The organism is Intestinibacillus massiliensis (assembly GCF_900155735.1).
Lineage (GTDB): Bacteria > Bacillota > Clostridia > Oscillospirales > Butyricicoccaceae > Intestinibacillus > Intestinibacillus massiliensis.
On sequence record NZ_LT707053.1, the window covers coordinates 1 to 26,226 of the forward strand.

31 protein-coding genes and 1 pseudogene are annotated in these 26,226 nt (G+C 55.7%); 17 read left to right on the forward strand and 15 right to left on the reverse strand.

Features of this window, described 5'->3' with window-relative positions:
• Together CZ203_RS14515 and CZ203_RS03725 are read left to right on the forward strand one after the other, a co-directional pair.
• On the forward strand, positions 1 to 566 hold a 566-nt coding region (locus CZ203_RS14515), incomplete at its 5' end, for a DUF6320 domain-containing protein (RefSeq protein WP_087064838.1).
• Between the two features lie 185 nt (positions 567 to 751).
• Positions 752 to 1,027 carry a zinc-ribbon domain containing protein gene (locus CZ203_RS03725; protein ID WP_087064839.1) on the forward strand — a complete coding sequence of 92 codons (276 nt, stop codon included), beginning with the start codon at positions 752 to 754 and terminating at the stop codon, positions 1,025 to 1,027.
• Positions 1,028 to 1,115: 88 nt separating this feature from the next.
• Here CZ203_RS03725 and CZ203_RS03730 read toward each other — a convergent pair whose 3' ends face one another.
• The 9 genes from CZ203_RS03730 to CZ203_RS03770 all read right to left on the reverse strand — a co-directional run bounded on the left by CZ203_RS03730 (position 1,116) and on the right by CZ203_RS03770 (position 9,777).
• The gene (locus CZ203_RS03730; protein ID WP_087064840.1) at positions 1,116 to 2,099 is read right to left on the reverse strand and encodes a glycoside hydrolase family 3 N-terminal domain-containing protein; all 984 of its coding nucleotides are present in this window, start codon (positions 2,097 to 2,099) and stop codon (positions 1,116 to 1,118) included.
• A gap of 97 nt (positions 2,100 to 2,196) precedes the next feature.
• Positions 2,197 to 2,715 (reverse strand): peptidoglycan-binding domain-containing protein, encoded by a 519-nt coding sequence (locus CZ203_RS03735; protein ID WP_087064841.1) that lies wholly within the window; start codon positions 2,713 to 2,715, stop codon positions 2,197 to 2,199.
• A 2-nt stretch (positions 2,716 to 2,717) separates the two neighbouring features.
• Positions 2,718 to 4,130: a peptidoglycan-binding protein gene (locus CZ203_RS03740; protein WP_087064842.1), complete on the reverse strand. Its 1,413-nt coding sequence runs from the start codon at positions 4,128 to 4,130 to the stop codon at positions 2,718 to 2,720.
• A 12-nt stretch (positions 4,131 to 4,142) separates the two neighbouring features.
• A complete protein-coding gene (locus CZ203_RS03745; protein ID WP_087064843.1) occupies positions 4,143 to 5,147 on the reverse strand; it encodes a peptidoglycan-binding protein in 1,005 nt (334 codons plus the stop codon).
• Between the two features lie 12 nt (positions 5,148 to 5,159).
• Complete coding sequence (locus tag CZ203_RS03750) at positions 5,160 to 5,567, reverse strand: carboxypeptidase-like regulatory domain-containing protein (RefSeq protein WP_087064844.1); 408 nt, start codon at positions 5,565 to 5,567, stop codon at positions 5,160 to 5,162.
• Positions 5,568 to 5,797: 230 nt separating this feature from the next.
• Positions 5,798 to 6,244, reverse strand: coding sequence for a GNAT family N-acetyltransferase (locus tag CZ203_RS03755; RefSeq protein ID WP_087064845.1), 447 nt, complete (start codon positions 6,242 to 6,244; stop codon positions 5,798 to 5,800).
• A 12-nt stretch (positions 6,245 to 6,256) separates the two neighbouring features.
• A complete protein-coding gene (locus CZ203_RS03760) occupies positions 6,257 to 7,093 on the reverse strand; it encodes a prephenate dehydrogenase (protein ID WP_087064846.1) in 837 nt (278 codons plus the stop codon).
• Positions 7,090 to 7,797 carry a VanZ family protein gene (locus CZ203_RS03765; protein WP_159456351.1) on the reverse strand — a complete coding sequence of 236 codons (708 nt, stop codon included), beginning with the start codon at positions 7,795 to 7,797 and terminating at the stop codon, positions 7,090 to 7,092. The genes CZ203_RS03760 and CZ203_RS03765 overlap by 4 nt, the downstream gene beginning before the upstream one ends.
• Before the next feature lie 255 nt (positions 7,798 to 8,052).
• The gene (locus CZ203_RS03770; RefSeq protein ID WP_087064848.1) at positions 8,053 to 9,777 is read right to left on the reverse strand and encodes a phosphodiester glycosidase family protein; all 1,725 of its coding nucleotides are present in this window, start codon (positions 9,775 to 9,777) and stop codon (positions 8,053 to 8,055) included.
• A 335-nt stretch (positions 9,778 to 10,112) separates the two neighbouring features.
• Here CZ203_RS03770 and CZ203_RS03775 point away from each other — a divergent pair, with 335 nt between their 5' ends.
• The gene (locus CZ203_RS03775) at positions 10,113 to 10,784 is read left to right on the forward strand and encodes an MgtC/SapB family protein (RefSeq protein WP_087064849.1); all 672 of its coding nucleotides are present in this window, start codon (positions 10,113 to 10,115) and stop codon (positions 10,782 to 10,784) included.
• A 188-nt stretch (positions 10,785 to 10,972) separates the two neighbouring features.
• On the opposite strand, the gene CZ203_RS03780 is transcribed toward CZ203_RS03775, so the two are convergent.
• On the reverse strand, positions 10,973 to 11,824 hold the full coding sequence (locus CZ203_RS03780; protein ID WP_143436106.1) for a hypothetical protein: 852 nt from the start codon (positions 11,822 to 11,824) through the stop codon (positions 10,973 to 10,975).
• A gap of 200 nt (positions 11,825 to 12,024) precedes the next feature.
• Here CZ203_RS03780 and CZ203_RS03785 point away from each other — a divergent pair, with 200 nt between their 5' ends.
• From CZ203_RS03785 to CZ203_RS03800, 4 genes are all read left to right on the forward strand, one after another.
• Positions 12,025 to 12,639 carry a hypothetical protein gene (locus CZ203_RS03785; RefSeq protein ID WP_143436107.1) on the forward strand — a complete coding sequence of 205 codons (615 nt, stop codon included), beginning with the start codon at positions 12,025 to 12,027 and terminating at the stop codon, positions 12,637 to 12,639.
• Positions 12,640 to 12,758: 119 nt separating this feature from the next.
• Positions 12,759 to 13,406, forward strand: coding sequence for a hypothetical protein (locus tag CZ203_RS03790; RefSeq protein WP_143436109.1), 648 nt, complete (start codon positions 12,759 to 12,761; stop codon positions 13,404 to 13,406).
• 242 nt (positions 13,407 to 13,648) lie between these two features.
• The gene (locus CZ203_RS03795) at positions 13,649 to 13,861 is read left to right on the forward strand and encodes a cold-shock protein (protein ID WP_087064853.1); all 213 of its coding nucleotides are present in this window, start codon (positions 13,649 to 13,651) and stop codon (positions 13,859 to 13,861) included.
• Between the two features lie 339 nt (positions 13,862 to 14,200).
• On the forward strand, positions 14,201 to 15,964 hold the full coding sequence (locus CZ203_RS03800; RefSeq protein ID WP_087064854.1) for a glycerophosphodiester phosphodiesterase family protein: 1,764 nt from the start codon (positions 14,201 to 14,203) through the stop codon (positions 15,962 to 15,964).
• A 238-nt stretch (positions 15,965 to 16,202) separates the two neighbouring features.
• Here the strand turns inward: CZ203_RS03800 and CZ203_RS03805 are convergent, their stop codons facing one another.
• From CZ203_RS03805 to CZ203_RS03815, 3 genes are all read right to left on the reverse strand, one after another.
• Positions 16,203 to 16,424 (reverse strand): hypothetical protein, encoded by a 222-nt coding sequence (locus CZ203_RS03805; protein WP_143436110.1) that lies wholly within the window; start codon positions 16,422 to 16,424, stop codon positions 16,203 to 16,205.
• 58 nt (positions 16,425 to 16,482) lie between these two features.
• Positions 16,483 to 16,710 carry a ferredoxin gene (locus tag CZ203_RS03810; protein WP_143436112.1) on the reverse strand — a complete coding sequence of 76 codons (228 nt, stop codon included), beginning with the start codon at positions 16,708 to 16,710 and terminating at the stop codon, positions 16,483 to 16,485.
• 216 nt (positions 16,711 to 16,926) lie between these two features.
• Positions 16,927 to 17,454, reverse strand: a complete 528-nt coding sequence (locus CZ203_RS03815) for a TetR/AcrR family transcriptional regulator (RefSeq protein ID WP_087064857.1) — start codon at positions 17,452 to 17,454, stop codon at positions 16,927 to 16,929.
• A 109-nt stretch (positions 17,455 to 17,563) separates the two neighbouring features.
• On the opposite strand from CZ203_RS03815, the gene CZ203_RS03820 reads away from it, so the two are divergent.
• Positions 17,564 to 18,349 carry an EFR1 family ferrodoxin gene (locus CZ203_RS03820; RefSeq protein ID WP_087064858.1) on the forward strand — a complete coding sequence of 262 codons (786 nt, stop codon included), beginning with the start codon at positions 17,564 to 17,566 and terminating at the stop codon, positions 18,347 to 18,349.
• Positions 18,350 to 18,524: 175 nt separating this feature from the next.
• Here the strand turns inward: CZ203_RS03820 and CZ203_RS03825 are convergent, their stop codons facing one another.
• Positions 18,525 to 18,986 (reverse strand): hypothetical protein, encoded by a 462-nt coding sequence (locus CZ203_RS03825; protein ID WP_087064859.1) that lies wholly within the window; start codon positions 18,984 to 18,986, stop codon positions 18,525 to 18,527.
• Between the two features lie 94 nt (positions 18,987 to 19,080).
• Here CZ203_RS03825 and CZ203_RS03830 point away from each other — a divergent pair, with 94 nt between their 5' ends.
• The 5 genes from CZ203_RS03830 (at position 19,081) to CZ203_RS03850 (ending at position 21,877) form a co-directional block, all read left to right on the forward strand.
• Positions 19,081 to 19,392 carry a hypothetical protein gene (locus CZ203_RS03830; RefSeq protein WP_143436114.1) on the forward strand — a complete coding sequence of 104 codons (312 nt, stop codon included), beginning with the start codon at positions 19,081 to 19,083 and terminating at the stop codon, positions 19,390 to 19,392.
• Between the two features lie 347 nt (positions 19,393 to 19,739).
• Positions 19,740 to 20,294 carry a TetR/AcrR family transcriptional regulator gene (locus CZ203_RS03835; RefSeq protein WP_087064861.1) on the forward strand — a complete coding sequence of 185 codons (555 nt, stop codon included), beginning with the start codon at positions 19,740 to 19,742 and terminating at the stop codon, positions 20,292 to 20,294.
• Between the two features lie 19 nt (positions 20,295 to 20,313).
• Positions 20,314 to 20,994, forward strand: coding sequence for a hypothetical protein (locus CZ203_RS03840; RefSeq protein ID WP_087064862.1), 681 nt, complete (start codon positions 20,314 to 20,316; stop codon positions 20,992 to 20,994).
• A 15-nt stretch (positions 20,995 to 21,009) separates the two neighbouring features.
• Entirely contained in the window at positions 21,010 to 21,420 is a 411-nt protein-coding gene (locus CZ203_RS03845) for a DUF2871 domain-containing protein (protein WP_087064863.1), read from the forward strand.
• Positions 21,421 to 21,439: 19 nt separating this feature from the next.
• On the forward strand, positions 21,440 to 21,877 hold the full coding sequence (locus CZ203_RS03850) for a hypothetical protein (protein ID WP_087064864.1): 438 nt from the start codon (positions 21,440 to 21,442) through the stop codon (positions 21,875 to 21,877).
• A gap of 85 nt (positions 21,878 to 21,962) precedes the next feature.
• On the opposite strand, the gene CZ203_RS03855 is transcribed toward CZ203_RS03850, so the two are convergent.
• On the reverse strand, positions 21,963 to 23,513 hold the full coding sequence (locus CZ203_RS03855) for a recombinase family protein (protein WP_328588146.1): 1,551 nt from the start codon (positions 23,511 to 23,513) through the stop codon (positions 21,963 to 21,965).
• Between the two features lie 77 nt (positions 23,514 to 23,590).
• On the opposite strand from CZ203_RS03855, the gene CZ203_RS14975 reads away from it, so the two are divergent.
• The 4 genes and pseudogenes from CZ203_RS14975 to CZ203_RS03875 form a co-directional block, all read left to right on the forward strand.
• Positions 23,591 to 23,809, forward strand: coding sequence for a hypothetical protein (locus tag CZ203_RS14975; protein ID WP_002604486.1), 219 nt, complete (start codon positions 23,591 to 23,593; stop codon positions 23,807 to 23,809).
• A 128-nt stretch (positions 23,810 to 23,937) separates the two neighbouring features.
• Positions 23,938 to 24,882 carry a DUF6017 domain-containing protein gene (locus tag CZ203_RS03865; protein ID WP_002604485.1) on the forward strand — a complete coding sequence of 315 codons (945 nt, stop codon included), beginning with the start codon at positions 23,938 to 23,940 and terminating at the stop codon, positions 24,880 to 24,882.
• 36 nt (positions 24,883 to 24,918) lie between these two features.
• Entirely contained in the window at positions 24,919 to 25,392 is a 474-nt protein-coding gene (locus CZ203_RS03870; RefSeq protein WP_002604484.1) for a PcfB family protein, read from the forward strand.
• Positions 25,389 to 26,084, forward strand: a pseudogene (locus CZ203_RS03875) (type IV secretory system conjugative DNA transfer family protein); the annotation flags it as partial. The gene CZ203_RS03870 and the pseudogene CZ203_RS03875, both read left to right, overlap by 4 nt.
• Between the last annotated feature and the right edge of the window lie 142 nt (positions 26,085 to 26,226).

The following is a 26,226-nucleotide window of genomic DNA, read 5'->3' on the forward strand; positions in this document are numbered from 1 at the left end:
CGCCCTTCCCGCCGCTGCACCCCGCGCCGCGCGCGCGGACGCTGTTCCTGCGGCTGCTCGTGTTTGTTTCGGTCGCCGCCGCAGTCATCTGCGTGCTGGTGAACTGGATGCTGCCGCACACCGGCGCATGGTCGCTCTTTGTGGTGGCCGGCATCGCCTGCCTGTGGCTCAGCCTGGGCGTGGCGATCCGCAAGCGCCGCTCGCTGCTCAAAAACATCACCTGGCAGGCCGTGCTGCTCAGCGCGCTCGCCGTGGTGTGGGATATCTGCACGCACTGGCACGGCTGGTCGGTCAATTTCGTCGTGCCCTGCATTTTCCTGGCGACCATGCTGCTCACGCCGCTGCTCGCGCGCCTGCTGCGCATGCCGTCGAACGCCTACCTCGTCTATTTCTGCCTGGTGTTCTCCTTCGGCCTGATCCCGGTCGCCTTCCTGCTGACCGGGCTGGTCACGGTGCCGCTGCCATCCTTCCTATCGGTCGGGTGCAGCGCGCTGTCGCTGCTGGCGCTGTGCGTTTTCGGCGGCCGCGCCATGCTGCAGGAGCTGCACCGCAGGTTCCATCTGTAAAGGGGGCCGCATACCTGTGACCGAACGTGAAAAGATGCTGTCCGGCGCGCTGTACGACCCGTCGGACGCGGCGCTTTGCGCCCTGCNTTTTTGCCTTTCGCGCCCCTTTCCCTTGACATCCGGGGCTGCCGGACGTATAATGAACTATCGTCATACAAGACGAACTAATTTTAAAGAGGTATCTCATGTTCCAAGACAAAACAATCGTCTGCAAGGATTGCGGACAGGAATTCATCTTCACCGCCAGCGAGCAGGAGTTTTTCGCTGAAAAGGGCTTCGAGAACGAGCCGCAGCGCTGCAAGCCCTGCCGTGACGCCCGCAAGGCGAATTCCGGCCGTGGCAGCCGTGGCGAGCGCCAGATGTTCGACGCTGTCTGCTCCTCCTGTGGTAAGCCCTGCAAAGTACCGTTCGAACCCCGTGGAGACCGCCCTGTCTATTGCAGCGATTGCTTCCGTAGATAAAGCCCTCTCAAAGCGCGCCCTGTCAAGGGCGCGCTTTTTATTTTGCGCGCACGGAAAAAGGGATGCCTTCCCGGCATCCCTTTTGCATTTACAGCAGCCCCAGGTCGTATTTCCAGCCCAGCACGCGCGCGCACGCCCGGTCGACCACGCCGCTGTCCAGCGTCCCGTCCTGCAGGGCGGCCAGCACGGCGGCGTACTGCGCGGGCAGGTCGCTCGAGATCAGCATATCGTTCCCCGCCTGCAGGGCGAGCACCGCGGCGGAAGCACCGCCCGTATACTGCCGCACCGCGTCCATCGCGAGGTCGTCGGTCAGGATCACGCCGCCGAAGCCCAGCCCGTCCCGCAGCACCGCGTGCACGGCGGGCGACAGCGACGCGGGGCGCGTGCCGTCCATGCACGGCACGATATTGTGCGAGACCAGCACGCAGCCCGCCCCGGCCTCGATGCCCGCCGAAAAGGGCAGGAAATCGCTTTCCTCAAAGGTGCTTAGCGGCCGGTTGTCGACCGCCACGCCGGTATGGGTGTCGGCGTTATTCCCGTACCCGGGGAAGTGCTTGAGCACGCAGCCCACGCCGCCCGCCTGGGTTTCCCGCACGACGGCCGAGGCATACGCCGCGGTCTGCCCCGCGTCTTTCCCGAAGGCGCGCGCGTACATATAATCGTCCGGGTCGGTGGACACGTCGCACACCGGCGCGAGGTTGACGTTCAGCCCCAGCCCGCGCAGCAGCGCGGCCTTTTCCGCCGCGTCCCGCCCGACGGCCTCCATGCCGCCCGCCTTGAACAGCGCCTGCGGGGACGGGAACTTCCCCGCCGCGCGGTACTGCGCAAACCGGCTGACCCGGCACACCGTGCCGCCCTCCTCGTCCACGCCGAACAGCATGGGCACGGCGGACTGCCGGTTGCACCCGTCCAGCATCGCGCGCAGCGTATCGGGCGTGCGGCCTGCAAAATCACGCGCAAACAGGATATACCCGCCCGGCTGGTACTGGGCGGCCTGCGCCGCCTCGTCCCCGTCCGGGCAGCGGGCAAAAAAGAGCTGGCCGACCTTCTGCCCCTCCGTCAGCCCGTCCATTACGGCCTGCACCGCCGCGTCCCGCGGGTCCTGTCCCGGCGGTTCCGCGGGCGGCGTGCCCGGCGCGNACAGGGGCGGCGCGCTGTCAAAAAAAGCGCTACCTGCCGTCGACGACGTTATACAGGATGGTGAGCGCGTTCCAGGTCTTGCTGTCCAGGATACCGTCGGGCGGGAAGCCGCTCAGGCGCTGGATGTTGCGCACCTGGGCGACGGTCTCCTCGTCGTAGCGCAGCGTGAGCGGCACGGCCTTGATATTATGGAATTGCCTGCTGAGCGCCCACAGCATGACCTGCACCATGCCGATGCCAGCCCCGGCCTCCCCCGGCTCGATGCTGAGGGGGCCGGAGATATACGGCGTGATGCCGATCGGCGCGCTGCGGTGCTGCATCTCATGCAGGTAATGCGCAAAAATCACGTCCCAGGTCTGGTGGTCGACCCGCCCGGTGGCCGGCAGACCGTGCCGCCGCTGCAATTCCATGACGCTCTGCGTGGTCTCCGGCCCGAAGATGCCGTCCCGGTTGACGCGCGGCACGGTGTCGTCAAACAGGCTGATCTGATAGAGCGCGTTTTGCAGGTCGTACACATGCGCGCGCCGTTGCGCCTCGGTATATGCCATGCTTACACCCCCTCCCCCAGTTCATAGCCCGGGTACTGCCCCGGCTGCACCTGGAACCCCTTTTTGAGGTCGGAATACACCGAGGCGATCGCGTCCCAGGTCACCGCGCCGATCACGCCGTCCGGCTCCAGCCCGAAAAGCTGCTGGAAAGCCAGCACGGCCTGGCTGGTCTGGTCGCCGAAATAGCCCGTGACCGGGAAATTGTTGATCTCCGGGTAGGAACCGGCGATGAAGTTCAGGTACTCCTGCATGAGCGTCACGTCGTCGCCCGTGGAGCCGCGCGCGAGCACGGTGCCCGGGAAGAGCGGCACGCCGCCCTGCGTCAGCGCGTTGGGCACGGCCTCCAGGATTCCGCTGTAGGCCTGGTACAGCAGGTTCCAGGTCTGCGGCCCGACCACGCCGTCCACCGGCAGCCCGGCGAGCTGCTGGAAGGCGCGCACCGAGGCCGTCGTCTCCGGGCCGAACACGCCGGTGATCGGCACCGCGGGCACGGTGTCGACATACTGCGACACGACGGACAGGAAATACTGCACCACCCGCACGCCGATCGCCGTATCGCCCTCGCGCAGCACGGCGGGGAACTGCTTGGAAACGTCCGCGAGCGACAGCCCCTCGGAATCCAGCTCGGCCAGGCGCTTCACCGAAGTGAAGATATAGGCGATGCGGTACCAGGTCGCGCTGCCGACCACGCCGTCCTGCGTCAGGTTGAACAGGCGCTGGAACTCCTTGACGGCGTTTTCCGTGGTCAGGTCGAAGAAGCCGTTGACCGGGTAGATCTTCGGGATGGCGGGGTAATTGTTCGAGATGCGGTTCAGGCGCACCTGTATGTCGCGCACCGCGTTGCCGCTCATGCCGCGGCGCAGCGGCGAGCCGGGATAGGACGGGATGGGCTCCGCGACCGGCGCGTCCCGCACGATATTGAGGTCGGGGCCGTAGAAATGCGTCAGGATTTCATAGGGCGTCATGCCCTGCTCCGCGAGGGGCACGGTGCCCCACTGGCTCAGCCCCTCGCAGGTGACCGTCGTGCCGTTGCAATACTGCGCGAACAGCGGCTCGACGCTGCCCGGGCGCACGAGGTAGTCGCGGAACAGCTCGTCGACGATCTGCCCAATGTTCTCGAAGATTTCGCGCCCCTGCATAAAGGACTGGTCGTAGCGCGTGGAGTTGGTGATATCGAAATTATAGCCGCGGCTGCGGTACCACTCGGTATAGACGCGGTTGAGGGCATAGGATATCTGCGCATAGATGTTCGCGCGGATGGCGTTTTCCGGCCAGGTCGGGTAAATCTCGCTCGAGGCGACGTTTTTGATGTAGTCGGGGAAGCTGACCGTAACATTGGGCGCCGAACGGTCGTCCGGCACGCCGAGGTGCACGGTGATAAAGTCCGGGATGACCGGGGTCCTTGCGTCTGGCATAGTGCGCCTCCTTTACAGCGTGCTGGAATAGGGCGGGAAAACCTGCGGCTCCGGGTTCGTCACGCCGTCCGGGACCGGGGTGAGNGCGGGCACGGTGTCGACATACTGCGACACGACGGACAGGAAATACTGCACCACCCGCACGCCGATCGCCGTATCGCCCTCGCGCAGCACGGCGGGGAACTGCTTGGAAACGTCCGCGAGCGACAGCCCCTCGGAATCCAGCTCGGCCAGGCGCTTCACCGAAGTGAAGATATAGGCGATGCGGTACCAGGTCGCGCTGCCGACCACGCCGTCCTGCGTCAGGTTGAACAGGCGCTGGAACTCCTTGACGGCGTTTTCCGTGGTCAGGTCGAAGAAGCCGTTGACCGGGTAGATCTTCGGGATGGCGGGGTAATTGTTCGAGATGCGGTTCAGGCGCACCTGTATGTCGCGCACCGCGTTGCCGCTCATGCCGCGGCGCAGCGGCGAGCCGGGATAGGACGGGATGGGCTCCGCGACCGGCGCGTCCCGCACGATATTGAGGTCGGGGCCGTAGAAATGCGTCAGGATTTCATAGGGCGTCATGCCCTGCTCCGCGAGGGGCACGGTGCCCCACTGGCTCAGCCCCTCGCAGGTGACCGTCGTGCCGTTGCAATACTGCGCGAACAGCGGCTCGACGCTGCCCGGGCGCACGAGGTAGTCGCGGAACAGCTCGTCGACGATCTGCCCAATGTTCTCGAAGATTTCGCGCCCCTGCATAAAGGACTGGTCGTAGCGCGTGGAGTTGGTGATATCGAAATTATAGCCGCGGCTGCGGTACCACTCGGTATAGACGCGGTTGAGGGCATAGGATATCTGCGCATAGATGTTCGCGCGGATGGCGTTTTCCGGCCAGGTCGGGTAAATCTCGCTCGAGGCGACGTTTTTGATGTAGTCGGGGAAGCTGACCGTAACATTGGGCGCCGAACGGTCGTCCGGCACGCCGAGGTGCACGGTGATAAAGTCCGGGATGACCGGGGTCCTTGCGTCTGGCATAGTGCGCCTCCTTTACAGCGTGCTGGAATAGGGCGGGAAAACCTGCGGCTCCGGGTTCGTCACGCCGTCCGGGACCGGGGTGAGCGCGACCGGCTGCTCCGTGCTGATCTTTTCAAAAATCGGCACGCCCTCGAACCGCACGGGGTAAAACCGCGGCTTTTGCACCCGCACCTGGTATTCCCGGTAGGGGTATGGCGCGCCCGGCTGGTCGGAGAGCGACGCGGGCGGCGCGGGCAGGGCGAATTTGGCCGTCAGGCCGCTTTCGTCCGTCACGGCGTTATACAGCATTTCGCCTGTGCTGCCGTCCTCCGCGCGTTCGTAAATGATTACAGAGGCGCCGGCTATCGGCAGCGCCCCCGTCGCGGTGTTGACACGCACCTGCAAATAGCCGTCCCCGCCGGAGAGCTGTGTCGTCGGCATGAAACATTCCTCCTTTTTTCGATTGCTACCATCCTATGCGCGCCGCGGGGGGAATATCCGCAAAACCGGACGGGAGGGGGTCGCCCGCCATGCGGCGGGCGACCCCCTCCCCTTATTTACATCCGCTTGCTGTCATACCCGATAAACACGCCGGGCAGGCCAGGAAATCCCGCGCCAAAAAAAGCCCCCGCATGCTTTTTCGCATGCGGGGGCTTGCGGTTTCATTGCCGCTACAGCGCGCGGCGCAGGTAGTGCATATCGACGCACTGCACGCCGTCCTCATACAGCGGCGCCGGGTAATTGTCCGTAAAAAAGCCGGGCACCGTGTGCGAATAGGCAAAGCCCAGCCGCGCGTAAAAGCCCATGCCCTTTTCCGAAGTGCCCACCAGCATCTCCGTAAACCGGCCGGCAAAGGCCAAAAACAGGTATTCCAGCAGCAGCGACGCATAGCCCTGCCCGCGGCAGCCCGGCGCGCACGCCAGGTTCTTCAGCTCGCACCTGCCGCCGGGCAGCGGGAGGACGACCGCCTCGCACACCGGCGCGCCGTCCACAACGACCGCGTACATCTCGCCGCGCGCAAGGTAGCGCGCGACCATCTCTTCCGAAGGATCCGCGTCGAGCAGCAGCGGCAGGTAGGCGCGCCGCGCGGCCGGCTCGACCGCCTGGATATCAATCATGCCGCGCCCCCGTCAGCCCACGCGCTCCTTGCGCTCGCGGCCTTCCTTCAGAAGGCGGCGCAGGTCGTCCTCCCGGCCTTCCGCGATCGCGTCGCGGTATTCCTTGAGGTGCGACACGATCTCGTCGATCTCGCGCACCAGCGGCCCGGCGTTGCGCAGGAACAGTTCCGTCCACATCTGCTCGTTGAGGCGCGCCACGCGCGTCAAATCCTTGTAACTGCCCGCGGAGTAGCCGCTGTGCAGCAGCGCCTCCGGGCTTTTGATGTAGGCGCTCGATACGACGTGCGCGAGCTGCGAGGTGAAGGCGATCATGCGGTCGTGCTGCTCCGCCGTGGTGCGCACCACGCGCCCGAAGCCCAGCCTGGTGAAGAACTGTTCCATTTCGCACACCGCGTCCTCGGACGAGCCCGCGTTCGGGACGAGGATCATGGACGCGCCCGCGAACAGGTCGTCCTTGGCGTACTCGTACCCGGAAAACTCGCGGCCGGACATCGGGTGCCCGCCGACAAACTGCACGCCGTGCGCGCGCGCCTCGGCCGCCACACGGTCGCAGACGTACTGCTTGACACCGCACAGGTCGACGATGACGCAGCCCTTCTTGAAGCTGCCGATGTTCTTGAGGATGTATTCGACCGTCGGCACCGGGTACAGCGCCACCAGCACGATATCGGCCTGCGCCAGCCCGGCCTCGTCCGCGATATCGTCGATATCGCCGAGGAAACGCGCGTCCGACAGCACCTTTTCCGAAATATCATGGCCTAAAATGCGGTAATCGGTATTCGCGCGGATGGCCTTCGCCATCGAGCCGCCGATCAGGCCGAGGCCTACGATAAGAACGGTTTTTTTCATAATCCTTTTCCTTTCTTGGGACGGGGCGGCACCGCGCGGTAGGCGTGCCGCCGGATAAAGGGCAGCTGCACGATCAGCCAGACGGACAGCGCGCCCATGGTATTCAAAATCAGGTCGTCGATATCGCAGCTCCCGGTCATGGTCACGATCTGCGTGACCTCCACGCAGCACACCATGGCGGCCACGCCGAGGGTAAACAGGAAGACGTTGCGCATCGGGCGGCACAGCGCGGGCAGGAAAAAGCCCATCGGCGCGAACGCGGCGAGGTTACCGAGCAGGTTGATCGCCACGATGCTGCCGCGGATGCGGCCATGCTCGAGCGCGCGCAGGTAATTGCGCACGGTCTTGAACGGTTCCAGGTTGATATCCACCGCGTAAAAGCGGAAATCCTGCCGCATGGGGCGCGGCGCGCGGCCGAACGCCGCGTCAAAAAACAGCATGTTGCACAGGATCCAGACGTAGTACAGGAACAGGCCGAGCAGGTAGCGCCGCATCCTGCGGCGGCGCGCCTCCGCGTCCTGCCCCGGCGGCGCGAATGCGAACACGGCCAGCGTCCACAGCGCGATAAACCCGGCGGCAAACGCCAGCTTGTGGCCGACCGGCACGATGAACCGCCCGCTGTGTTCGGCATAGATATTGAAAAGCAGATAGAGCGCGAGCGCGGCGTCGGCCAGCGCGCGCAGCGCCTTTTTGAAAACACCCATAAGCAAAATTCTCCTGCAAATCCCATTATACCACAATGGCAGGTAGAACCCTACAAAAACCATCGCATATCATGCATTGTGGTATAATTTTTAAATCAAAGGTATAATGGCCGCTACGCGGCCATTATACCACAACGCGGGCGGGCGGGTAAAGCATAACCTGTCGCATGGAAACCGCCGGAGGCGAACGCCGGGCCTGCAAAAAGGGGGGCGCCGCTTGCACGGCGCCCCCCTTTGGGTCGTCCTGATCCGGTTTTACAGGTGGTCGTAGGCGTTTACCATCGTGATATAGGCCTGCTCGCGCGTATAGGTGCCGAGCGGGTTAAACGTATCGCCCTCGCCGTTCATGATCCCGTTCGCGGTGACGAACGCGACCGCGTCCCTCGCCCACGGCTCGATCTGCGCCGCGTCCGCAAAGCTTTTCCCGCCGCCCTGCGCCGTTGCGCCGAGCACCTGCGCCGCGCGCTGCAAAATCGCGGCGGCCTCCTGGCGGGTCAGGCTGTCGTTCGGCTTGAACGCGCCGTTATAGCCGGTCACAATGCCGAAAGAGGCGCATTCCTGCACATACCAGTCGTCCGTATCCGAGAAAGCGGGCGCGAGCTGCACATTTTTCTCCAGGCGCAGCGCGTCGATGCTCTTGCCGCCCTTCTTTTCCAGCAGCTCCTTGATGAGCACGCAGAACTCGCGGCGGGTCAGGTTGCTGCGGTAATTGTACTGCATCCAGTCCGGCACCAGGCCGAGCGCCTTGGAGCGCGCGACCGCGTCCGCCGCCCAGGCAGAGGGCGTATTCGCGTCCACCCCGGTGGTGGAGGACGGGTTTGCCGCGGCCTGCTGCGCCGCCGGGCGCGTCTCGCGCACCTTTTCATCCACGACGACAAAGGCGCTCGCAAGCGGCCGCCCCGCGGCCGTCAGGTAGCCGGAACCGTTTACATACAGCATCGTGGACGCGCCGCCGTCCAGGCTGACCGCGTTGACCGCGCCCGCGGACTTGAGGTAAGCGGCGATCTGCGCCATGGAGGCGTTCGCCGTACCCAGCACGAGCCGCCCGTCGCCCATCACCGCGGCGAACGCGCGCGCGGAGGAATAGCCCGCGGCCTGCTTGGGGTCGCTGTCGAACTCGGCGTTATAGCTGGTATCCTGCACGACGTTATAGGTGTTCTGCACCAGCATGCGGCCGCCCGCGATGACCGTCTTCATATTGTTCCACTGGGGCAGGTCGGCTGCCCGCTTGCACGCCGTCGCGGAGGTGGAGACCACCGCCGTATCGCCGACCGCCGGGAACTGGTTCCACTTTTGCGCGTCGGCCACGGCCTGGGCATTATACACCATGAGGTTCGTGCCCGCCGCGACCTTGTAGCTGCCCGCCTCGGACACCGCGGCGACCTTGCCGTCCTTGATGGTAAGCACCTTGCTGCCCTGCGGCGCGCTGACCGGCAGGGTGAATTCCGGCGTGAACAGCGAAATGCACTTTGCGTCCGTATAATGGTTGTTGACCGCCCACATGCCGACGTTTACCGTGCCGTTCACCTGCACGGTGGCCTGGTACTTGACGCGGTCGATATACGGCTTGCCGTCCCACGTCACGCCCAGCATATTGGTTTCGCCGACGCCGTTGACCAGCACGCCGTCCTTCACGATGGTCGAATAGATCCGCGGGCAGTTGTCCGGGAAGGACTGCGCCGCGCCGCTGTTGTAATAGGCGTTAAAAAAGCCGCCGTTTACCGCCGCGACCACGGACGAATTGCCGTCCCACGTCACGCGGTTGACCAGCGCGTCGGATGCGGCCGCGCTGTGGACGCTGCCGTTCGCCAGCGCGACGTCCGCCGTGCGGTTGCCGTCCATCGTGATGTAGACCAGCTTGGCCGCGCCGTCGCCGATCACCGGCGAATCCGTGACGACGCCGCTTGCCGCGGCCGCCCGGACGGGCATAAACGTACAGGCCATCAGGATGCTGAGCAGCCATGCGATTTTGCGTTTCATCTTTTTGTCCCCCTTGTGCCCCGCGCTCCCCTCGCCCCGGTACAGGACGCGCGCAGGATGTAATTTTGCATGCCGGATTGTAACATGTTGACAACTGCATTGTACCACAACCTGCCGGGGTTGTCTATATTGTATGCATTTTATCCGGGGCGGACAAAACTATCGGGGTGCAGGCCGGCCGCCCCTGTACCTCCAAGGGGCGGCGGTTTCGCGGCGCAACCGCAAAATACATTATTTAAAAGATGTCCCCACCGCCAATCGCCTACGTTGCTTTTGGGCCCCAATCGTGATACCATATAATCCTTATATGCGATACTGTGCCAAAGGAGGCGCCTATGGAGGCCATTTTTATAAAATACGTGGAAATGCTGTTACGCGTGGTCATCGCCACCGCTTGCGGCGTGATCATTGGCTATGAGCGGGAAAACCGGAACAAGGAAGCGGGCGTGCGCACCCACGCGATTGTCGCCATGGGCGCGGCCTTGATTATGATCGTTTCAAAATACGGCTTTGTGGACGTCCTGAAGCTGCAAAACTATGTCCTTGACCCCTCGCGTATCGCCGCCCAAATCGTCAGCGGCGTTGGCTTCTTAGGGGTCGGTATTATTTTCAGGGACAACCGCTCTGTCAGCGGGCTCACCACCGCCGCGGGGCTCTGGGCAACCGCGGGGGTCGGCATGGCCGTGGGCAGCGGCATGTACTTTATCGGTATCACCGCAACCATTTTAATCGTCTGTGTGCAGTTCCTCCTGCATCGGCAAACGGTCTTAAAGAAAGCGCACAACTATAACAAAATGGTGATGGTACTGGAGGACAGCTCTGTGCTGAAGCCTTTGCAGGATAAGCTGCTGAGCAAAAATATTGAAGTGGAACAGATCGAAGCAAGCCCCACGGACGATCTGTGCTACCGGGTGGAACTGCTGATGCTGTATCCCAAAGGATGCGGGAGCATGGAAGTGAGCCAGATTATCCTGGGCTGCAAGGGTGTGAAGTACCTGAAAAGCTGATATTTGCTGCGGGCAGCACCCCTGCCGCTTATTCCAGGCGGATACCTGCCAAACAAAAATCTTTTGCTGGCCGCCGGAAGGCAAGGCCATGCGATAACATGGGCTGAAACGTCAGCTTTCCCCCAAGGGATTGGGGAATAAAAAGGCCGCCCCCAATGGGGCGGCCTTTTAAAAACTTAGGCTGTTAATCATATTTCAATAATTGCGCTCTCAGGCATTTCATAGGGGTATTTTACATCCACACCCTTTCGGGCTATATACTGCTGAACGGCATATGCGCAAAATCCCCTTGAGAATACCTCTGGATGCGAGGCGCGTATGGAATAATTTTCACTAATTTTATGGTCGAGCCGTTCCCTGTCTTGATCAGTCAGCTTATTACGAATGCTTTCTTGCGTGAGCATAACCTCCAAATACGTTACCTGATCAACGTTTTGAGCAATAAAACGCTGCGCATTCAGCACAACTTCCGTATTGAAATAAACTTCCATGATGGCCGTACTCGCATCTGCCCGTGCAAATAGCTCCTGAAGTAAGGTGGAGTCACTTAAAGAAGATTCAAAACCTGTTTGAAGGTCATTTGACAGCCATATATTGAACGCATCTGGTGCATTTAATGCGGTTTCTACCAATGCTTTGGTTGTCATTTTATGCAGGATATCTTTGGGGACCCGTTCTCCAAGATAATGCAGTCCATATGGGCTGTCGATATATCGCGTCTGCTGATAGGTAACCGTTATCAACAGCGGCACAACTACAATGGCTAGTATAAAAAGTATCTTCCGTTTCGCTTGCCGTTTCATCGCATCCACCACCCATCCGGTTCCTCCGACATGCCCCATCCCACGTAGCACTGCAATAATTCCATCTTTTCCTGGCCTCCCCGCCCCTATATGGCCATAATACCATGAAATGGGGAGGGTTTCCAGTACGATCCACAAATAAAGCCAGACTCTCCGGCCGCCACTAGCCGGAGGGGCTTTCGCCTGCCGGCCTTGATATTCCTGGCAGCCCGGTACGCCCATGCGGGAAACCGCCATATCATCCCCGCATATGGGGGCGGCATGGCAGGCAAATGATCGCGCAAAGCTTCCTGCTCTTTTGTTGGGAGCCTAGCTTGGCCACAAAATTATAAATGCCTTTTCATGTACTTCTTTACGGATTATGTTTGATCGGCGCGCTTTAATATGTTATATTTTAACAAAGTAGCGATGGCTCCATATCCAAAGAGGAGGGGTGCATGATGCGCTATAAAGCCAAAATAAAACGGAACGCAATTTTTATTTTAACAATCATTACCGTCCTGATCCTGCTAGCAACCGCCTACTATGCAGCACATCCCTTCACCGATGATCCAGCAGATTATAAAACCGCTTCCGGTTCCATAAATTATGATAAAATTGCCAGGCGATTAGACGCTACGCCATACCAAGTCGCAGATTTGCAGAATCAAAAAACAATCATTGTGCGCCATAAAGTAGAAAAATATCAAGTCGAATATAGCATAGAAGTAGGTCCCGAGATACTTGCGGATTTTGTTGCACGCACGGGCGACCATCAAGAAGCGTATATACGCATTATTGCCGACACGTCCCTTCATCCCACAACCACTGATTTATATTATGACGGCAGCAAGTTTTTTGGAGTATGTAAGTATATCCAAGAAGGTTCTGGCTTACCTGTATACAACAAGTTTGAATTTTCGGATTTAAGCGCTGTGTATTCCGGCAGCTTGTGGTATTATGTCCTTGCAGATCAAACCTTTTCTACGTTTGATGACTTAATGCGCATACTTAGCAGCAGCGATCTTTATGAATATTATTCTGCCCATGTACTCTTTGCATGTTCAGGGTAAGCACTGGAAGCACCCGCGCTGTGGGACGGAAAACCCTGCGAAAAACGTCATGTCCCCGGCGCTACCGTCATCCCCTTGGATATTCCGCCATACTACAACCATGAAAGGGACGTCACACATTGCACTTAAAAAAGAAAAATCATATACATCCGTTGGTTATAGCGGCATTGCTGCTCACAATCGTGCTGGGCGTTACCCTCGCATACCAGTTCTATAAAGAACGGGAAACCGGGTATACTTTGCTGTCTGTACGGGACTGCCAAAATGCGTTATCTGGCGAAATAAATTACGATGCCATCCAAAAACGCATTTCCAACATCCCTTTCAGCGTATGTTACGCCGATGCGGTTTCCAATGGATATGTTGTGCTTGCAAGGGATCCCGCCACTTATAAGGATCTCATTGTCAACCGGGAAGCCCTCAAAAACTTTATTGCAGCGGCTGACAGCGGTATGGAATCCAGTGTCCGCATCGTAACCTGTAACACCAATCGAGAGGACAGCCCGATTATCAACGTCATAGATTTGTATTATAACCGGGAATACTACTTCGGGGTTATGGATGATAACCGCGTGGGGACGGCAAACGGCACACACGAACCGCAAACGTTAAAGTTTAAAAAGCTGAACGAATTTGACACCGTCCAATCTTATATCGTATGCCTATCTGATGATACACTCACCGAAAAAGAATATTGGGGCCGCATGGTAAGCAGCGATTTAAACAAGTTTTTATCCGTCAAGCTGTTATTCTCGTTAAAAAAATAAGCCACTGTACGCCCTTGCCCGTTGCGGCCTTTGCACTTATGCCTGCATTATCCTATGCGCCAGACAAATGTAACCCTTGCAGCAAATTTGGTAGGCGAACCCCTCCGGCATCCCCCGCAGCCGCCTGCCCTGTGCCTTGTAACGGCCACGCCTGGATGTAAGTCAATTTTCATTTTTGACTTATCGCCGGTGGTTTTTTATTTGCACGATTTCGGATAACATCTTTTAGGAGGTACTGGTTTATGAATAACGGTACTGTAAAATGGTTTAACGCGGACAAGGGCTTTGGATTTATTAAGAATGACGACGGCAGCGAAGACCTGTTTGTCCATTTCTCCGCCATCCAGGGCGCAGGCTACAAGTCCCTCGACGAGGGGCAGCGGGTCACTTTTGATTGCGAGGCCGATCCGAAGGGCAGCCGCAAGATGCGCGCCGTCCATGTTTGCCTTGCTTAAAGCTTTGCGCTGACCGATTGCCGCCCCTTAACCAGGGCGGCTTTTTTACCCCCCTCCAGCCGTTTCCCGGCGCACGGCCGCCCGTGGATGGCATCCCGGGCGCTTTTTCCCTTTGCCGGCGGCAGCGGTTCATTGCATCTCCCCTCTGGATATGATACGATGGTACCATAAATTTTTCAGGCGGGGCGCTATTATAGATACCCGCTGCGGGATCATGGGAACCGGCGCGGGAAGTATCCCAGGCAGCGCGCAATAATCCCCCGCAAACAAAACATCCTTATAATTGCCCGCGGTACAACCCATAATAAGGTTTAGCCTGTAAACAAGGAGGGAGCACTGATGAAAGGCTTTATACGTACAAGCCTCCGGGCGAGCTTTAAAAATTGGCCTACCCTTTTATTATTTGAAATATTATATAAATCGGTTGGATTCATCCTATTTACGGAGCTCGCCTACTATGTCCAGATGGGCGTCCTCCGGGTTTTGGACGTCCCTTATATCAGCCAGGAAAACATCCAGTTGGTATTTCGCAACCCGCTCACCATTGCCATGGCCGTCGGGGCCTGCCTTATCATAGCATTCTATCTGTACCTGGAAATTATCACATTGATGGTTTACTGCGAAGCGGGATGGGATCGGGGTTATATTTCGCTGCCTGCCCTATGCAAAAAATCCTTCAAAGCGTCCCTCAATGTATTCACGCTGCGCAACCTGCCCTTTACCCTGGTATTGCTCCCCGTCATCGGGCTTTCCAACATCCCTTTGGCATACGGTTTGGCTGCCCGGCTCAATATACCCGAATTTATTATCGATTATATCAAAAGCTCCCATCCGCTGTTTATCCTATTCATACTTTTAACCTTATGTATCAATATCTTCCTGCTTTTCAGCCTGTTCAGCATCCCCAACGTGATTTTTGCACGTAATCATTACGTGCAATCGTTTCAGGAGAGCGTACGCCTGTTAAAAGGGAAGATCCTCAAGACGGCTCTGGCGCTGTTTGTGAATATTGCCCTTTTTGTGCTCCTCATCTTAGGGATATTCGCCGTGATCATCTTGGCTATATGGTTGCTGAGCAAGGACTCCGCCACCCTTTTCCAGCTGTATTATATCAAATGGGTGGCCATGGCAATCAATGTTTTTAACATCCTGATGTCGTTATCGGTGTGTGCCACCGCAATCACGCTATATCATTCGTACCGGGAAGATCAGCCCGCACCTGCCCCACATCCAAAGTCTAAAAAAGCGTTTTTGTACCGGTTTGGATTGTTCATGGCCTCGCTGCTCTTATTAGCATTTTATAGCGAGACAGAAGTTGGCGCCAAATTCACATACCCGGCCAACCAGGATACCGCCATCGTCGCCCACAGGGCGGGCGCAACTTTTGCGCCGGAAAATACGCTGGCCGCCTTGTCCCACTCGATTGCCGCCGATGCCGATATGGCGGAGATTGATATCCAGCAGACACGGGATGGGGTGCTTATCATTATGCACGACTCGGATTTCCAGCGGACAACAGGATATAGCCAAAAGGTCTGGGATACGGATTATGCTACCGTGCGGAAATTAGACGCCGGTTCCGCCTTTTCCGCGCGGTTTGCCGGCGAGCATATCCCGACACTCCATGATATGCTGGCAAGGGCAAAAAACAAAATCCAGCTTATGATCGAAATAAAAATCACCGGGCATGAGCGGGACATCGTTGCACAAACCGTGGCGGAAATACAAAACGCCCAAATGGAAGGGCAATGTATGATTGCCTCCATGCGTTTGGATGTTTTAGAAGCGGCCAAGGCTTTGGATCCCCGTATAAAAACCGTTTATATCACAACGTTCCTGATCTCCGATTTATACGACCTGGGCTTTGTAGATGGCTTTAGCGTCGAAAGCAGCTTTTTAGATGCAAGCATCATCGAAAATGCCCATGCGTACGGGAAGGAAATCTATGTTTGGACGATCAATTCTGATAACGCGATCCGGAAATATCTGGCGTCCGGGGTGGACGGCATCATTACGGACAATCCCGACCTTGCCCGGTATTATTTGTCCGCGGGCGACAGGGCCAATGTCTTGGAATGGCTAACGGACATGCTATATTCTTAAAGAAGGTGGCGCCGCCGCCCCCACGCGCCCCGGTTGCCGGGCGCTTCCCCGGTTCCCGCATAAAAAACCCCTTTTGCCGCACAGACGCCGCAAAAGGGGTTTTCTCCATATTAACGTATAAATGTACCGCCCGATCCCCCGCCCTGCGTCCCATACGGCAGCGCGCACAGGGGAAAAGCAGCCGTCGGACGCTGCCAGGGGGCGCCAATGCCTTACCCGCAAAGGCAGCCCACTTCCATTATGGCTTGCGCCCATTCTGGATTTTCTCGATCCGCCGGGTGAGGATCGCCGTCAGCAAGTCCCGCCGCTTGATGGCGATTTGGTTTTTGCCATCCCCTTTGATCACCCCGTGCTTCAGCAGGATGAGCGCTTCTTTTTGCCACCCGGCAGGTACTTCACTGATATTTAAATACAGCGTGTCCAAATTATTTAGCATACCCTTACCCAAACGATTTCCCAATTTCCGCTCCTTTACACGGCGGCTCTGTAGGCCGCCTTTCCCTTGCCGGCCGCCTGTGTCAACCCGATCGCGGCCATACAATATCCGGTACGCCACCGGGCGCTTTTTCGATGCCGATGACTTGCGCCCCGCACCGCTGGATCGCCAATTGCACCGCGTCCTCTGTTTCCTCAATCAGCGGGCCGTGCACATAGCCTAACCCCGACTTGTCCAGGGCAAAAACCTCCGGGCAGGCCGACGCGCATCTGCCACAGCCGTTACAGCCGCTTTTTATATATACTTTCAATGAAATTACTTCCTTTCCCATTAACGCCGCCCGCCGTAGCAGTTTTGGGCAGCTATCGAAAGATACTATGGCTTGATTTTTTTAGTATAACACAAACATGTGAACTGCCAAGGCGTGAAATAAAGACAAACTATGAACAAAAGGCCATAAAAGCCGCCCGCTTGCGCAACGCAAGCGGGCGGCTAAGGGCTATGGCCGGTATATGGCCTTGCAAGGTTACCAGGCGCTGCGTGCGATCCGCAAGAACTCGTCCGCCATGGCCTCCGGCGTTTCTTTTGTGCCGCTTTCCAGCCAGCAAAGCATCATGTTATAAAATGCCCCCGAAAAATAGTAAAGCTCGTATTTCGATATGGAACTCGCCGGCATATCGCCGTAAGCGTCTATTTCGCAGTCCGTGATCACGTCCAGCAGCGTAACCGCCATCTTGGCGCGATGGAATGCCAACACGGTTGCAGCGTTTTCTTTGTAGAATTGGAACTTGTACCGTATCGCCTCCCGGCTGTGAAAATCCCCGTCCCGGCCTGCATTCCCCTCGTGGTAACGCAGGGCCATACGCTGGATGCCATAATCGACCAGCCCCTCCACAGACTTGAAGTTGCGATAAAAGGACGCCCGGGCAACGCCAGATTTTTGGATCAACTCCGTGACGGTCAGCTTTGACCAGTCCTTTTGCCCTGCAAACGCAACCAATGCGGAGAACAAGCGGTCTTTGACCCTTTCATTCGCTGCTTTCCTCTGATCCATGATACAATCCACCTCGATTTGTCTCAGGCTGGCTTCTTGACAGCGCCGCCCATTGTGATACAATGTGTATCATATTGTATGGTTTCTATTTTGTCAAGGGGAGGATACCATGGTCTTATATTTTAGCGGTACGGGCAATAGCCAGTTTGCGGCGGTCCGGCTGGCGGGGCTGATCGGAGACGGCGAGGTGGTTTCGATCAACCGTTACATGAAGGAGGGCAAGCAGGCCACCATCCGGTCGGAACGCCCGCTGGTTTTTGTGGCGCCAACCTATTGCTGGCGCCTTCCCAAGGTTGTGGAGCGGTGGATTATGGATACCCAATTTGAGGGCGCCCAAGACGCCTACTTTATACTGACCTGCGGCGGTAATTGCGGAAACGCCGCACATTACGCCAAAAAGTTATGTGTAAAAAAGGGGCTGCGGTTTTGCGGGCTCGCCCCGGTGGTCATGCCGGAAAATTATCTGGCGCTTTTCCCGACACCGGATGCGGCAGAATGCCAGACGGTTATGGCGCGTGCGCTCCCGGAAATTGCCGCCCTTGCAGGACAAATCCAGGCTGGCAAGCAATTGGCCGCGCCGCCCCCATCCCTTGCCGGCAGGCTGGAGAGCGGCCCGGCGAATCCGCTGTTCTATGCGTTTTTCGTGCATGATAAGGGTTTTACCGTTTCAAACCGCTGTGTTTCCTGCGGAAAATGCGCTTACCGTTGCCCGCTGGGCAATATTAAAATAACGGATGGCAAGCCCGTATGGCAGGGGAATTGCACGCACTGCATGGCGTGTATCGGCGGCTGCCCTACCGGGGCGATTGCGTACAAGACGAAATCCCAGGGACGGAACCAATATTATATCATGGACGATCCGTTATGCTGGGAAGATGGGAAGCAGGGGCGTTGAAAAAACATCCGATCCGGGTTGCCCCCGCAAATTGTATTGGATGCGGCCTGCGCCAAAAGGGTTGCCCGGCTTCAAATGTAGGATTATAAATTCCGCATTTTTTATCATCCAATGCTTTTAAGCCCCTCAAGCTATCTTGGCCGGAGGGGCTTTCTGCATAGATATCTTGTGCCTGTTAATGCCGTCTAGGGTTCCAGCGTGTACGATTAATCTCATGGTCAATATGATTATACACGTTTGCCGGCATCTGCTGCCGTGTGAACGCTCCCAGGAACCGGAAATTATTCACATTATTATTAAGCATGCACTTAAAATGGATGACGCTGACTTCGCGTTTCATATGATACGCATCGTTTAGTTGTGGATCACGCACAAGTGTAAAATGCCCATGCAGTTCAACGTCTATATTCGCCGCCAAAGCAGAGCCGGATCGCGCGAGCGCGGTATCTAAACGGCTCGTGCCGCCAGGAAGCACGCCTGTAAAGTATGCTACCCCAAAAATTATATTGCCGTTCTGCCCCTGCCCCACATGGGTAGGCAGCAAATGCGAATATTCGTTCGTAAACATAGTATGAATATCTGTACTTACGGCATCCCAGTCCGCTTGGACAAAATTTTGTATCGATAATGCCGGCACGTTGTCCCCTCCTTTGGCTCCCTTTTTTTATTAATATGAAAGTAAAGTCAAACTTAGACCAGTGGGTTCTGCATATACTATCCCGGTGATGTATATGCGGAAAAAGATAGACCCGATGAGCGGCAATGTCTCGGGCGGCAAAGCCTCCCACCCTGCAAGGCCGCAGCCGGCGCCGGCCATAGATGTACAGGTCAAGACCCATACCGTCGACGGCCTGCTGCTCCCCCATGTGATCCTTTTACCGGATGGAAGGGAGTTTCCCGTCGAACGCGTATACGGCAGCCGGCGCGACCCCGCACGGGACGATGCGCTACGGTATGCAGTCCGGGTCGGCGGCAGGACGAAGGCGGTCTGGCGGCGGAAGGACGGGACATGGTTTGTGGAAAAGGAAAAAGGGTGCCCCTAAAGCTGGCGCCCAATAAGGAAGTATTGAGGAATAGCCTGATTGGGCAGGCGGCAAGCGGAATGTGGCAAAACAAGAGGGGCTATCGGCACAAAGCTGATAGCCCCCCTTTTCTTAGGCAGTGAAATGCCGCATGCATCTGCCATCTATCTAAGGCTAAAACGCCAATAAGTTTGGTGCGGCACGGATCTGTTGCTTATCTGTTGTTTCACTTCCGGCTGCCCGCTTGAAGCGCCCATAATAAAATATTTATTATGAACATGTTCATTTTAGTATTGACAAAGCGGCATGTATTCCGTACACTATAGATGAACACGTTCATATATAGTGTATAAGGGGAGAGGGATACCATGCGAAGGAAAGACGATACCCTGCGCGAAACGCTGCTGGAACTTGCCCGCAGCATTGTTGACGCGGAAGGGATAGACGCCCTCAATATCCGGGCGATCGCCCAGAGAGCCGGTGTGGCGGCTGGAACCATATATAACTACTTCTCAAACAAAGAAGAAATATTACTTGCACTGACAGAAGAATATTGGAAGCAGATATTGCTTGAAATGGAAACCGTAATTACCGCCGATTCATTTTGTGAGCAATTGATCAAAATATATGTTTTTCTTAAAGAGCGGATTGACCAGTCCGCAGGAAAACTGATGAGCAGCCTTGGCGGCTTGGAGCCGGTGGGGCAAACGCGCATGGCCTCCATGCAGTCCGCGCTGGAAGCATCCTTAATAAAGCGTATGGAACAGGATGCAAAAGTACGCGAGGATATCTGGAACGGGCAATTTAGCAAAGGACAATTTGCACGCTTTATTATGGGGAACATGCTAATGTTGTTGAAATCGAAAGCGCCCATGGCAGACCTTTATTTTTTTGTCGAAATCATTAAAAAAATCATTTATTAAACGCAAAGGGGAGAAATTTATGCCACAGGCAATCGCAGAAACCGTTTTTGACGTCTTATATCTCGGCTTTGCAATCATTGCAGGGCTTACTATGCTAATGAGAGGGAAAAGCCCTTTGGTGCGCAAGGCCGGATTCATGGCCGTTTTACTTGGCGCGGGGGATTCCTTCCATTTGATCCCCCGCGCTTATGCGCTTTGGACAACAGGGTTGGAAGCCCATGCGGCGGCACTGGGAATTGGAAAATTTATTACGTCCATTACCATGACGGTATTCTATCTGATACTTTATTACATTTGGCGCGAGCGCTATCAGGTAAAAGGCCGGAAAGGCCTTACGGGAACTATGTGGGGGTTATCTTTTATTCGGATCGCGCTTTGCCTGCTTCCGCAAAACCAGTGGCTCGCATACCGTCAGCCGCTTGTGTACGGGGTTTTGCGCAATGCCCCCTTTGCCATTATGGGGATTATTGTGATTGTTATTTTTGCGCAGGAAGCGAAAAAGGCCGATGACAAGGTATTCCGTTTTATGCCCCACGCGGTAGCGCTGTCGTTTGGATTTTATCTGCCTGTCGTTCTGTTTAGCGGGATGCTCCCCGCTGTCGGTATATTGATGATCCCGAAAACGCTTGCCTATGTTTGGATGATCCTGATGGGTTGGAAGCTTTACAAAACATCGCATAAATGCGTGAAAACAGCATAAAAGGAGGAAAATACAATGATGAAGCGTTATGCAAATATGGCTTTGGCCTATGCTGCCATTGCCATGGTATTCGGGGTGTTTTATAGGGAATTTACAAAGTTCAATAATTTTACAGGTAAAACGGTTCTGTCCGTCATGCACACACATTATTTTTTATTGGGCATGTTCTTCTTCCTTGTACTTATGCTTGCTGAAAAATCCCTTTCCTTTTCGGGAAAGAATACGGGTAAAATTTTGATTGTTTACCAGTGCGGCTTAAATATTACCGGCCTCGGTTTCCTCATGAGGGGTTTAACGCAGGTATGGGGGACCGTGTTGAGTACCGGCGCGGACGCTTCCCTTTCCGGGGTTGCTGGCATTGGCCATATTTTAATAGGCGTCAGTATCATCCTTCTGCTGCTGGAAATCAGGAAAAAGGCAGTTTAAGGAGGCATAAAAAAGCATAATGAAAAAGTTTATCCCTTGCATAAAGCCAAAGTACCTGCTCTTTATCGCTGGGTTTGTCTGGATGATTGCGGGTGGGAATATCCTGCGTATCGGTGCGCCGGAGTTTGTACAGTATTGGCAATCCAATGCCCTGTATCTATTCGGGGCAATCGCCGTTTTTTTAATCTTCATGAGCCTGGTTTTTTATCGGCTCGTGCAAAAACATAATGCCCGCATCATGGATATGGAAGATCGGAAAGTCCCCTTTTACCAATTCTTTGACCGAAAAAGTTATTTAATGATGATTTTTATGATGACTGGCGGTCTATTACTGCGGAGCGCACATCTTTTGCCGGCAATCGTAATCGGCGTTTTGTATTGCGGGATCGGCGCATCGTTAATAGGGGCAGGGATTTTATTTATGAAAAAATTTGCCGTCGCTGTGCTTGAAATGTAAAGCGCGCAAAATAAAAGGGCACGTCAAGGGCGACCCCGATAAAGAAGTATTCAAAGTCGGGGTGCAACCGCATGATACGAAAGTGTCATGCGGTTGTTTTTTGCGCGTATTCGGGCGACAAGTCGATTTCCCCGATGAAATTGTAATGTACGTCGATACGCTGGACGCGGTGGCCGCTGGATTTGTCGGGGGCATGAACAACGATTTTCTCCACAAATTCCCGAAGCATGGCCGCCGTCAGCTTGTCGGGCTGGGTGTACTTCCGCACGACTTTCAAAAAGCTCTGGACGTTGACGGCTTGTGCCTCGCTGTCCTGCACCATGGCGGCCAGCTCGGCAATAGAGGCTTTCAAGCCCTCCTGCTCCCGTTCATAGCTGGCGGACATTTTGGCGAAGCGTTCATCTGTCAGCTTGCCGATTACATTGTCCTCATAGAGCCTTTGAATGATTGTGTCCAGTTCGTCCATGCGGCGGGCCTGTTTTTCCAAAAGCCGCTTGGCCTGTTCCCGCTCCGCTGCCTGCACCGCCAGCTTCTTTTCCATGACGCCGCGCACAAACTCGTCCTCGTCGTCCTGGGCGTAGGCAACGACCCGTTGCAGATTTTGAAGCACAAGCTGTTCCAGCACCACCGCACGGATATAGTGTGCGCTGCACCCTTTCCGGGTGCGGTAGCTGGAACAGGTGTAACACTCCTGTTCATACGTCCACGAACCGCTCCGGCAATGGTAGAGCCTCGCGCCGCAATCGGCGCAGAACGCCAGCCCGGAGAACATACCCATTTCGCCCATCTTGGTGGGGCGGCGGCGCTGTTCCCGTATCTTTCGCACAAGCTCCCATGTGTCCCGCTGGATAATGGCCTTATGGGTGTTCTCGAACACCGCCCATTTTTCCGGGGGATTGTCTATTTTCTTCTTGCTCTTGAAAGACAGTTTCGTGGTCTTAAAATTGGTCGTCTGCCCTAAGTAGGCGTCCTGATCCAAAATACCGGCCACGGTATCGGAGGTCCAGCCGCAGGGATTGTCCGGGTGGTAGTTGCGGGTCCGGCCCGTGCGCCGGAATGTGATCGTTCCCGGCGTGGGTATCTCCCGCTCTTTCAGCATACGGGCGATTTTGCCGGGGCCGTTGCCCTCCACGCAAAGCTCAAAAATCAGTTCCACCACCGGGGAAGTCTCCTCGTCGATGATCAGGTCGCCGTCCTCTCCGCGGATATAGCCGTAGGGGGCGTTCGTGGATAGCCGCTGCCCGGACAAGCCCTTGTTGCGGAATACAGCGCGGATTTTCTTGCTGGTGTCCTTGGCGTACCATTCGTTGATGATGTTGCGAAACGGCGTGAAGTCGTTGTCCTGCTGGTTCTCGCTGTCCACGCCGTCGTTGACGGCCACAAAGCGCACGCCCATTTCAGGAAAGCGGATTTCGGTATAGAGGCCGACTTCCAGATAATTGCGCCCGAAGCGTGACATATCCTTTACCACGACCATGCTCACACAATCGCTCTCAATATCGGCAAGCATTTTCTGAAAGCCGGGGCGGTTGAATAATGAGGTGTGATAGCGATAGCGGCAAAAAGCTAATAAAATCAATGGTTTTGCGGACAGCGGATAGACAGGGAATGTGTTAAAAACTGAATACGCACACAAACGGCGTTACCTTAACCCCTTTGGGGGAGAAAGTAACGCCGTTTTTTTATGCCCGCAGGAAAGGAGGTGCAGCCGGAATGTATTTCACAAAGGGCAAGCAGCGGGCGTTTGAATTGCTCATGCAGCAGAAGCCGGGATTTGACCGCTATCAATCCGGTTGTGCCGGAGATGATGAAGATTGCGGCACTTGCCGTTTCTACCGCCCCGGGTGGAAATATGAGTTTTGCGTTTTCAAAGAGTGTCCCTATTGCCCCGGCAAAAGGACGCGGAAAACGCACGCCAGCATGGACAAATAGACGGGCAAAAGCCCTTGTGCCATGCGGCTTTGCAGACGCGAAAACGGCAAAGGGCATATTGCAATACCAAAACAGCCGAAAACGGCTTTCTAATTGTCCACGCATACCAAGAGAGGAAGTGAGGAAATATGGCAGTTTTCAGAGTGGAGCGAAATACGGGATATACCGTTATGAGCAACCACCACTTGCGAAACAAGGAATTGTCCTTAAAGGCAAAGGGCTTGTTGTCGCAAATGCTTTCGCTGCCCGAAGATTGGGATTATACCCTTGCGGGCTTATCCCATATCAACCGGGAGAAGATCGACGCAATCCGCGAAGCGGTAAAGGAACTCGAAAAAGCCGGATATATCGTGCGCAGCCGGGAGCGCGACGAAAAGGGACGCTTGCGGGGCGCAGATTACGTCATATACGAGCAGCCGCAGCCGCGAGAGCCGGAAGCAGCTACCAGCGGCGGACAGCCGCCTATATTGGATTTACCTACATTGGAAAATCCAACATTGGATAATCCAACGTTGGAAAAACCTACGCAGGAAAAACCTACGTTGGAAAATCCAACGCAATTAAATAAAGATATATTAAGTAAAGAACAATCAATTACTGATTTATCAAGTACCGATTCCATTCCTTTCCATTCCCTAAACCCCTTGCCCTTTGCGCATGGCGAAGCGGCTACGCCGCCGGAAAGGAAAAGAACGGAAGCGAAAAGCAATAGCGCAGTAGAGATTTACAGGGAGATTATCAAGGACAATATCGAATACGACCATCTCATTCAAAACTGCAAAATTGACAAAGACCGTTTGGACGAGATTGTTGACCTTATGCTGGAAACCGTCTGCACAGCCCGAAAGACAATCCGTATTGCCGGGGACGACTACCCCGCCGAATTGGTGAAATCCAAGTTTTTGAAGCTGAACAGCAGCCATATTGAGTTTGTTTTGGATTGCATGAGGGAGAACACAACCAAAGTGCGCAACATCAAGCAGTATCTAAAAGCGGTGCTGTTCAACGCGCCGAGTACCATTGACAGCTACTATACCGCCCTTGTCAATCACGACTTATACGGCGGCGAATGAGCATAGCCGCACTTTACCGGGAAAGGAGTTGATACCTTGCAGGAGGAAGTAACCCAAAAAACGATTGCCCTATACGTCAAAGTGGGAAAAGGCGCGGCGCGGCTTACCGAACAGGCGTTACAGAAAGCAATCCAAAAGTTTTTGGAGCAGAAAAGCAAACCCGCGCATGGGAAACAGACCATGCGGCAGCTTATGAAGCAGAACGCGGGTGTTTCCAACATCGAGATCACCGACAGCAATATTAAAGCCTTTGAGAGTACGGCGAAGAAATACAACATAGATTTTTCGCTAAAAAAGGTTAAGGGCGAGCAGACCCGTTACCTTGTGTTTTTCAAAGGCCGGGACGCGGACGTTATGACCGCAGCGTTTCAAGAGTTTTCCGCAAAGAAGCTGAACCGGGAGAAAAAGCCCTCTATCCGCAAAGCCCTTGCCGCTGCAAAGGACAAGGCGAAGCAGCTTAACGCCGCCCGCGACAAGGTAAAGAAAATGGACAGGGGGCGCGAGATATGAAGCAGATCAACTACAAAAAGCTGATACTTCCGAATATCCCCTATGTGTTCTTTGTCTATCTCTTTGATAAAGTCGGACAGGCGGTGCGGCTTGCCCCCGGCGCGGATATTTCTGCAAAGATACTGAATATCACACAAGGATTTTCCGCAGCCTTTGAAAACGCCTTGCCGAGCGTTTACCCGTTGGATTTGCTTGTCGGCATTGTCGGTGCGGTGATTATCCGCTTGATAGTCTATGTCAAAGGGAAAAACGCGAAGAAATACCGCAAGGGCGCGGAGTACGGCTCTGCCCGATGGGGAAACGCCGAAGATATAAAGCCCTACATAGACCCGGATTTCCAAAACAACATCATTTTGACGCAGACGGAACGGCTTACCATGAACAGCCGCCCGAAGCAGCCGAAGTACGCGAGAAATAAGAACGTCGTCGTGATCGGCGGCAGCGGCAGCGGAAAAACAAGATTTTTTGTCAAACCTAATCTAATGCAGCTTCATTCCTCTTACGTCTTAACCGACCCGAAAGGTACGGTTTTGATTGAGTGCGGGAAGCTGCTGCAACGGGCGGGCTACCGCATTAAGGTACTGAATACGATTAACTTCAAAAAATCTATGCACTACAACCCCTTTGTGTATATCCGCAGCGAGAAAGATATTTTGAAGCTGGTAAATACGTTGATAGCGAATACCAAAGGTGCGCGCCCAGATAGGGCGTAGTAAGAAGTAGAATCAGGCACTACCCACTCAGATAACAGTGGAAACGACCCGCCTAACCGATAGGCGAAAGCTGATGCGGGACCATAGCATGGCGGGAAAGCGATAAGTTGCTCTATACACA

Coding starts and splice junctions, on each gene's coding strand:
- CZ203_RS03725 (WP_087064839.1), top strand. CDS start 752: ATGTTCCAAGACAAAACAATCGTCTGCAAGGATTGCGGACAGGAATTC.
- CZ203_RS03730 (WP_087064840.1), bottom strand. CDS start 2,099: ATGGACGGGCTGACGGAGGGGCAGAAGGTCGGCCAGCTCTTTTTTGCC.
- CZ203_RS03735 (WP_087064841.1), bottom strand. CDS start 2,715: ATGGCATATACCGAGGCGCAACGGCGCGCGCATGTGTACGACCTGCAA.
- CZ203_RS03740 (WP_087064842.1), bottom strand. CDS start 4,130: ATGCCAGACGCAAGGACCCCGGTCATCCCGGACTTTATCACCGTGCAC.
- CZ203_RS03750 (WP_087064844.1), bottom strand. CDS start 5,567: ATGCCGACGACACAGCTCTCCGGCGGGGACGGCTATTTGCAGGTGCGT.
- CZ203_RS03755 (WP_087064845.1), bottom strand. CDS start 6,244: ATGATTGATATCCAGGCGGTCGAGCCGGCCGCGCGGCGCGCCTACCTG.
- CZ203_RS03760 (WP_087064846.1), bottom strand. CDS start 7,093: ATGAAAAAAACCGTTCTTATCGTAGGCCTCGGCCTGATCGGCGGCTCG.
- CZ203_RS03765 (WP_159456351.1), bottom strand. CDS start 7,797: ATGGGTGTTTTCAAAAAGGCGCTGCGCGCGCTGGCCGACGCCGCGCTC.
- CZ203_RS03770 (WP_087064848.1), bottom strand. CDS start 9,777: ATGAAACGCAAAATCGCATGGCTGCTCAGCATCCTGATGGCCTGTACG.
- CZ203_RS03775 (WP_087064849.1), top strand. CDS start 10,113: ATGGAGGCCATTTTTATAAAATACGTGGAAATGCTGTTACGCGTGGTC.
- CZ203_RS03780 (WP_143436106.1), bottom strand. CDS start 11,824: ATGGCGGTTTCCCGCATGGGCGTACCGGGCTGCCAGGAATATCAAGGC.
- CZ203_RS03785 (WP_143436107.1), top strand. CDS start 12,025: ATGATGCGCTATAAAGCCAAAATAAAACGGAACGCAATTTTTATTTTA.
- CZ203_RS03795 (WP_087064853.1), top strand. CDS start 13,649: ATGAATAACGGTACTGTAAAATGGTTTAACGCGGACAAGGGCTTTGGA.
- CZ203_RS03800 (WP_087064854.1), top strand. CDS start 14,201: ATGAAAGGCTTTATACGTACAAGCCTCCGGGCGAGCTTTAAAAATTGG.
- CZ203_RS03815 (WP_087064857.1), bottom strand. CDS start 17,454: ATGGATCAGAGGAAAGCAGCGAATGAAAGGGTCAAAGACCGCTTGTTC.
- CZ203_RS03820 (WP_087064858.1), top strand. CDS start 17,564: ATGGTCTTATATTTTAGCGGTACGGGCAATAGCCAGTTTGCGGCGGTC.
- CZ203_RS03830 (WP_143436114.1), top strand. CDS start 19,081: ATGCGGAAAAAGATAGACCCGATGAGCGGCAATGTCTCGGGCGGCAAA.
- CZ203_RS03835 (WP_087064861.1), top strand. CDS start 19,740: ATGCGAAGGAAAGACGATACCCTGCGCGAAACGCTGCTGGAACTTGCC.
- CZ203_RS03840 (WP_087064862.1), top strand. CDS start 20,314: ATGCCACAGGCAATCGCAGAAACCGTTTTTGACGTCTTATATCTCGGC.
- CZ203_RS03845 (WP_087064863.1), top strand. CDS start 21,010: ATGATGAAGCGTTATGCAAATATGGCTTTGGCCTATGCTGCCATTGCC.
- CZ203_RS03850 (WP_087064864.1), top strand. CDS start 21,440: ATGAAAAAGTTTATCCCTTGCATAAAGCCAAAGTACCTGCTCTTTATC.
- CZ203_RS14975 (WP_002604486.1), top strand. CDS start 23,591: ATGTATTTCACAAAGGGCAAGCAGCGGGCGTTTGAATTGCTCATGCAG.
- CZ203_RS03865 (WP_002604485.1), top strand. CDS start 23,938: ATGGCAGTTTTCAGAGTGGAGCGAAATACGGGATATACCGTTATGAGC.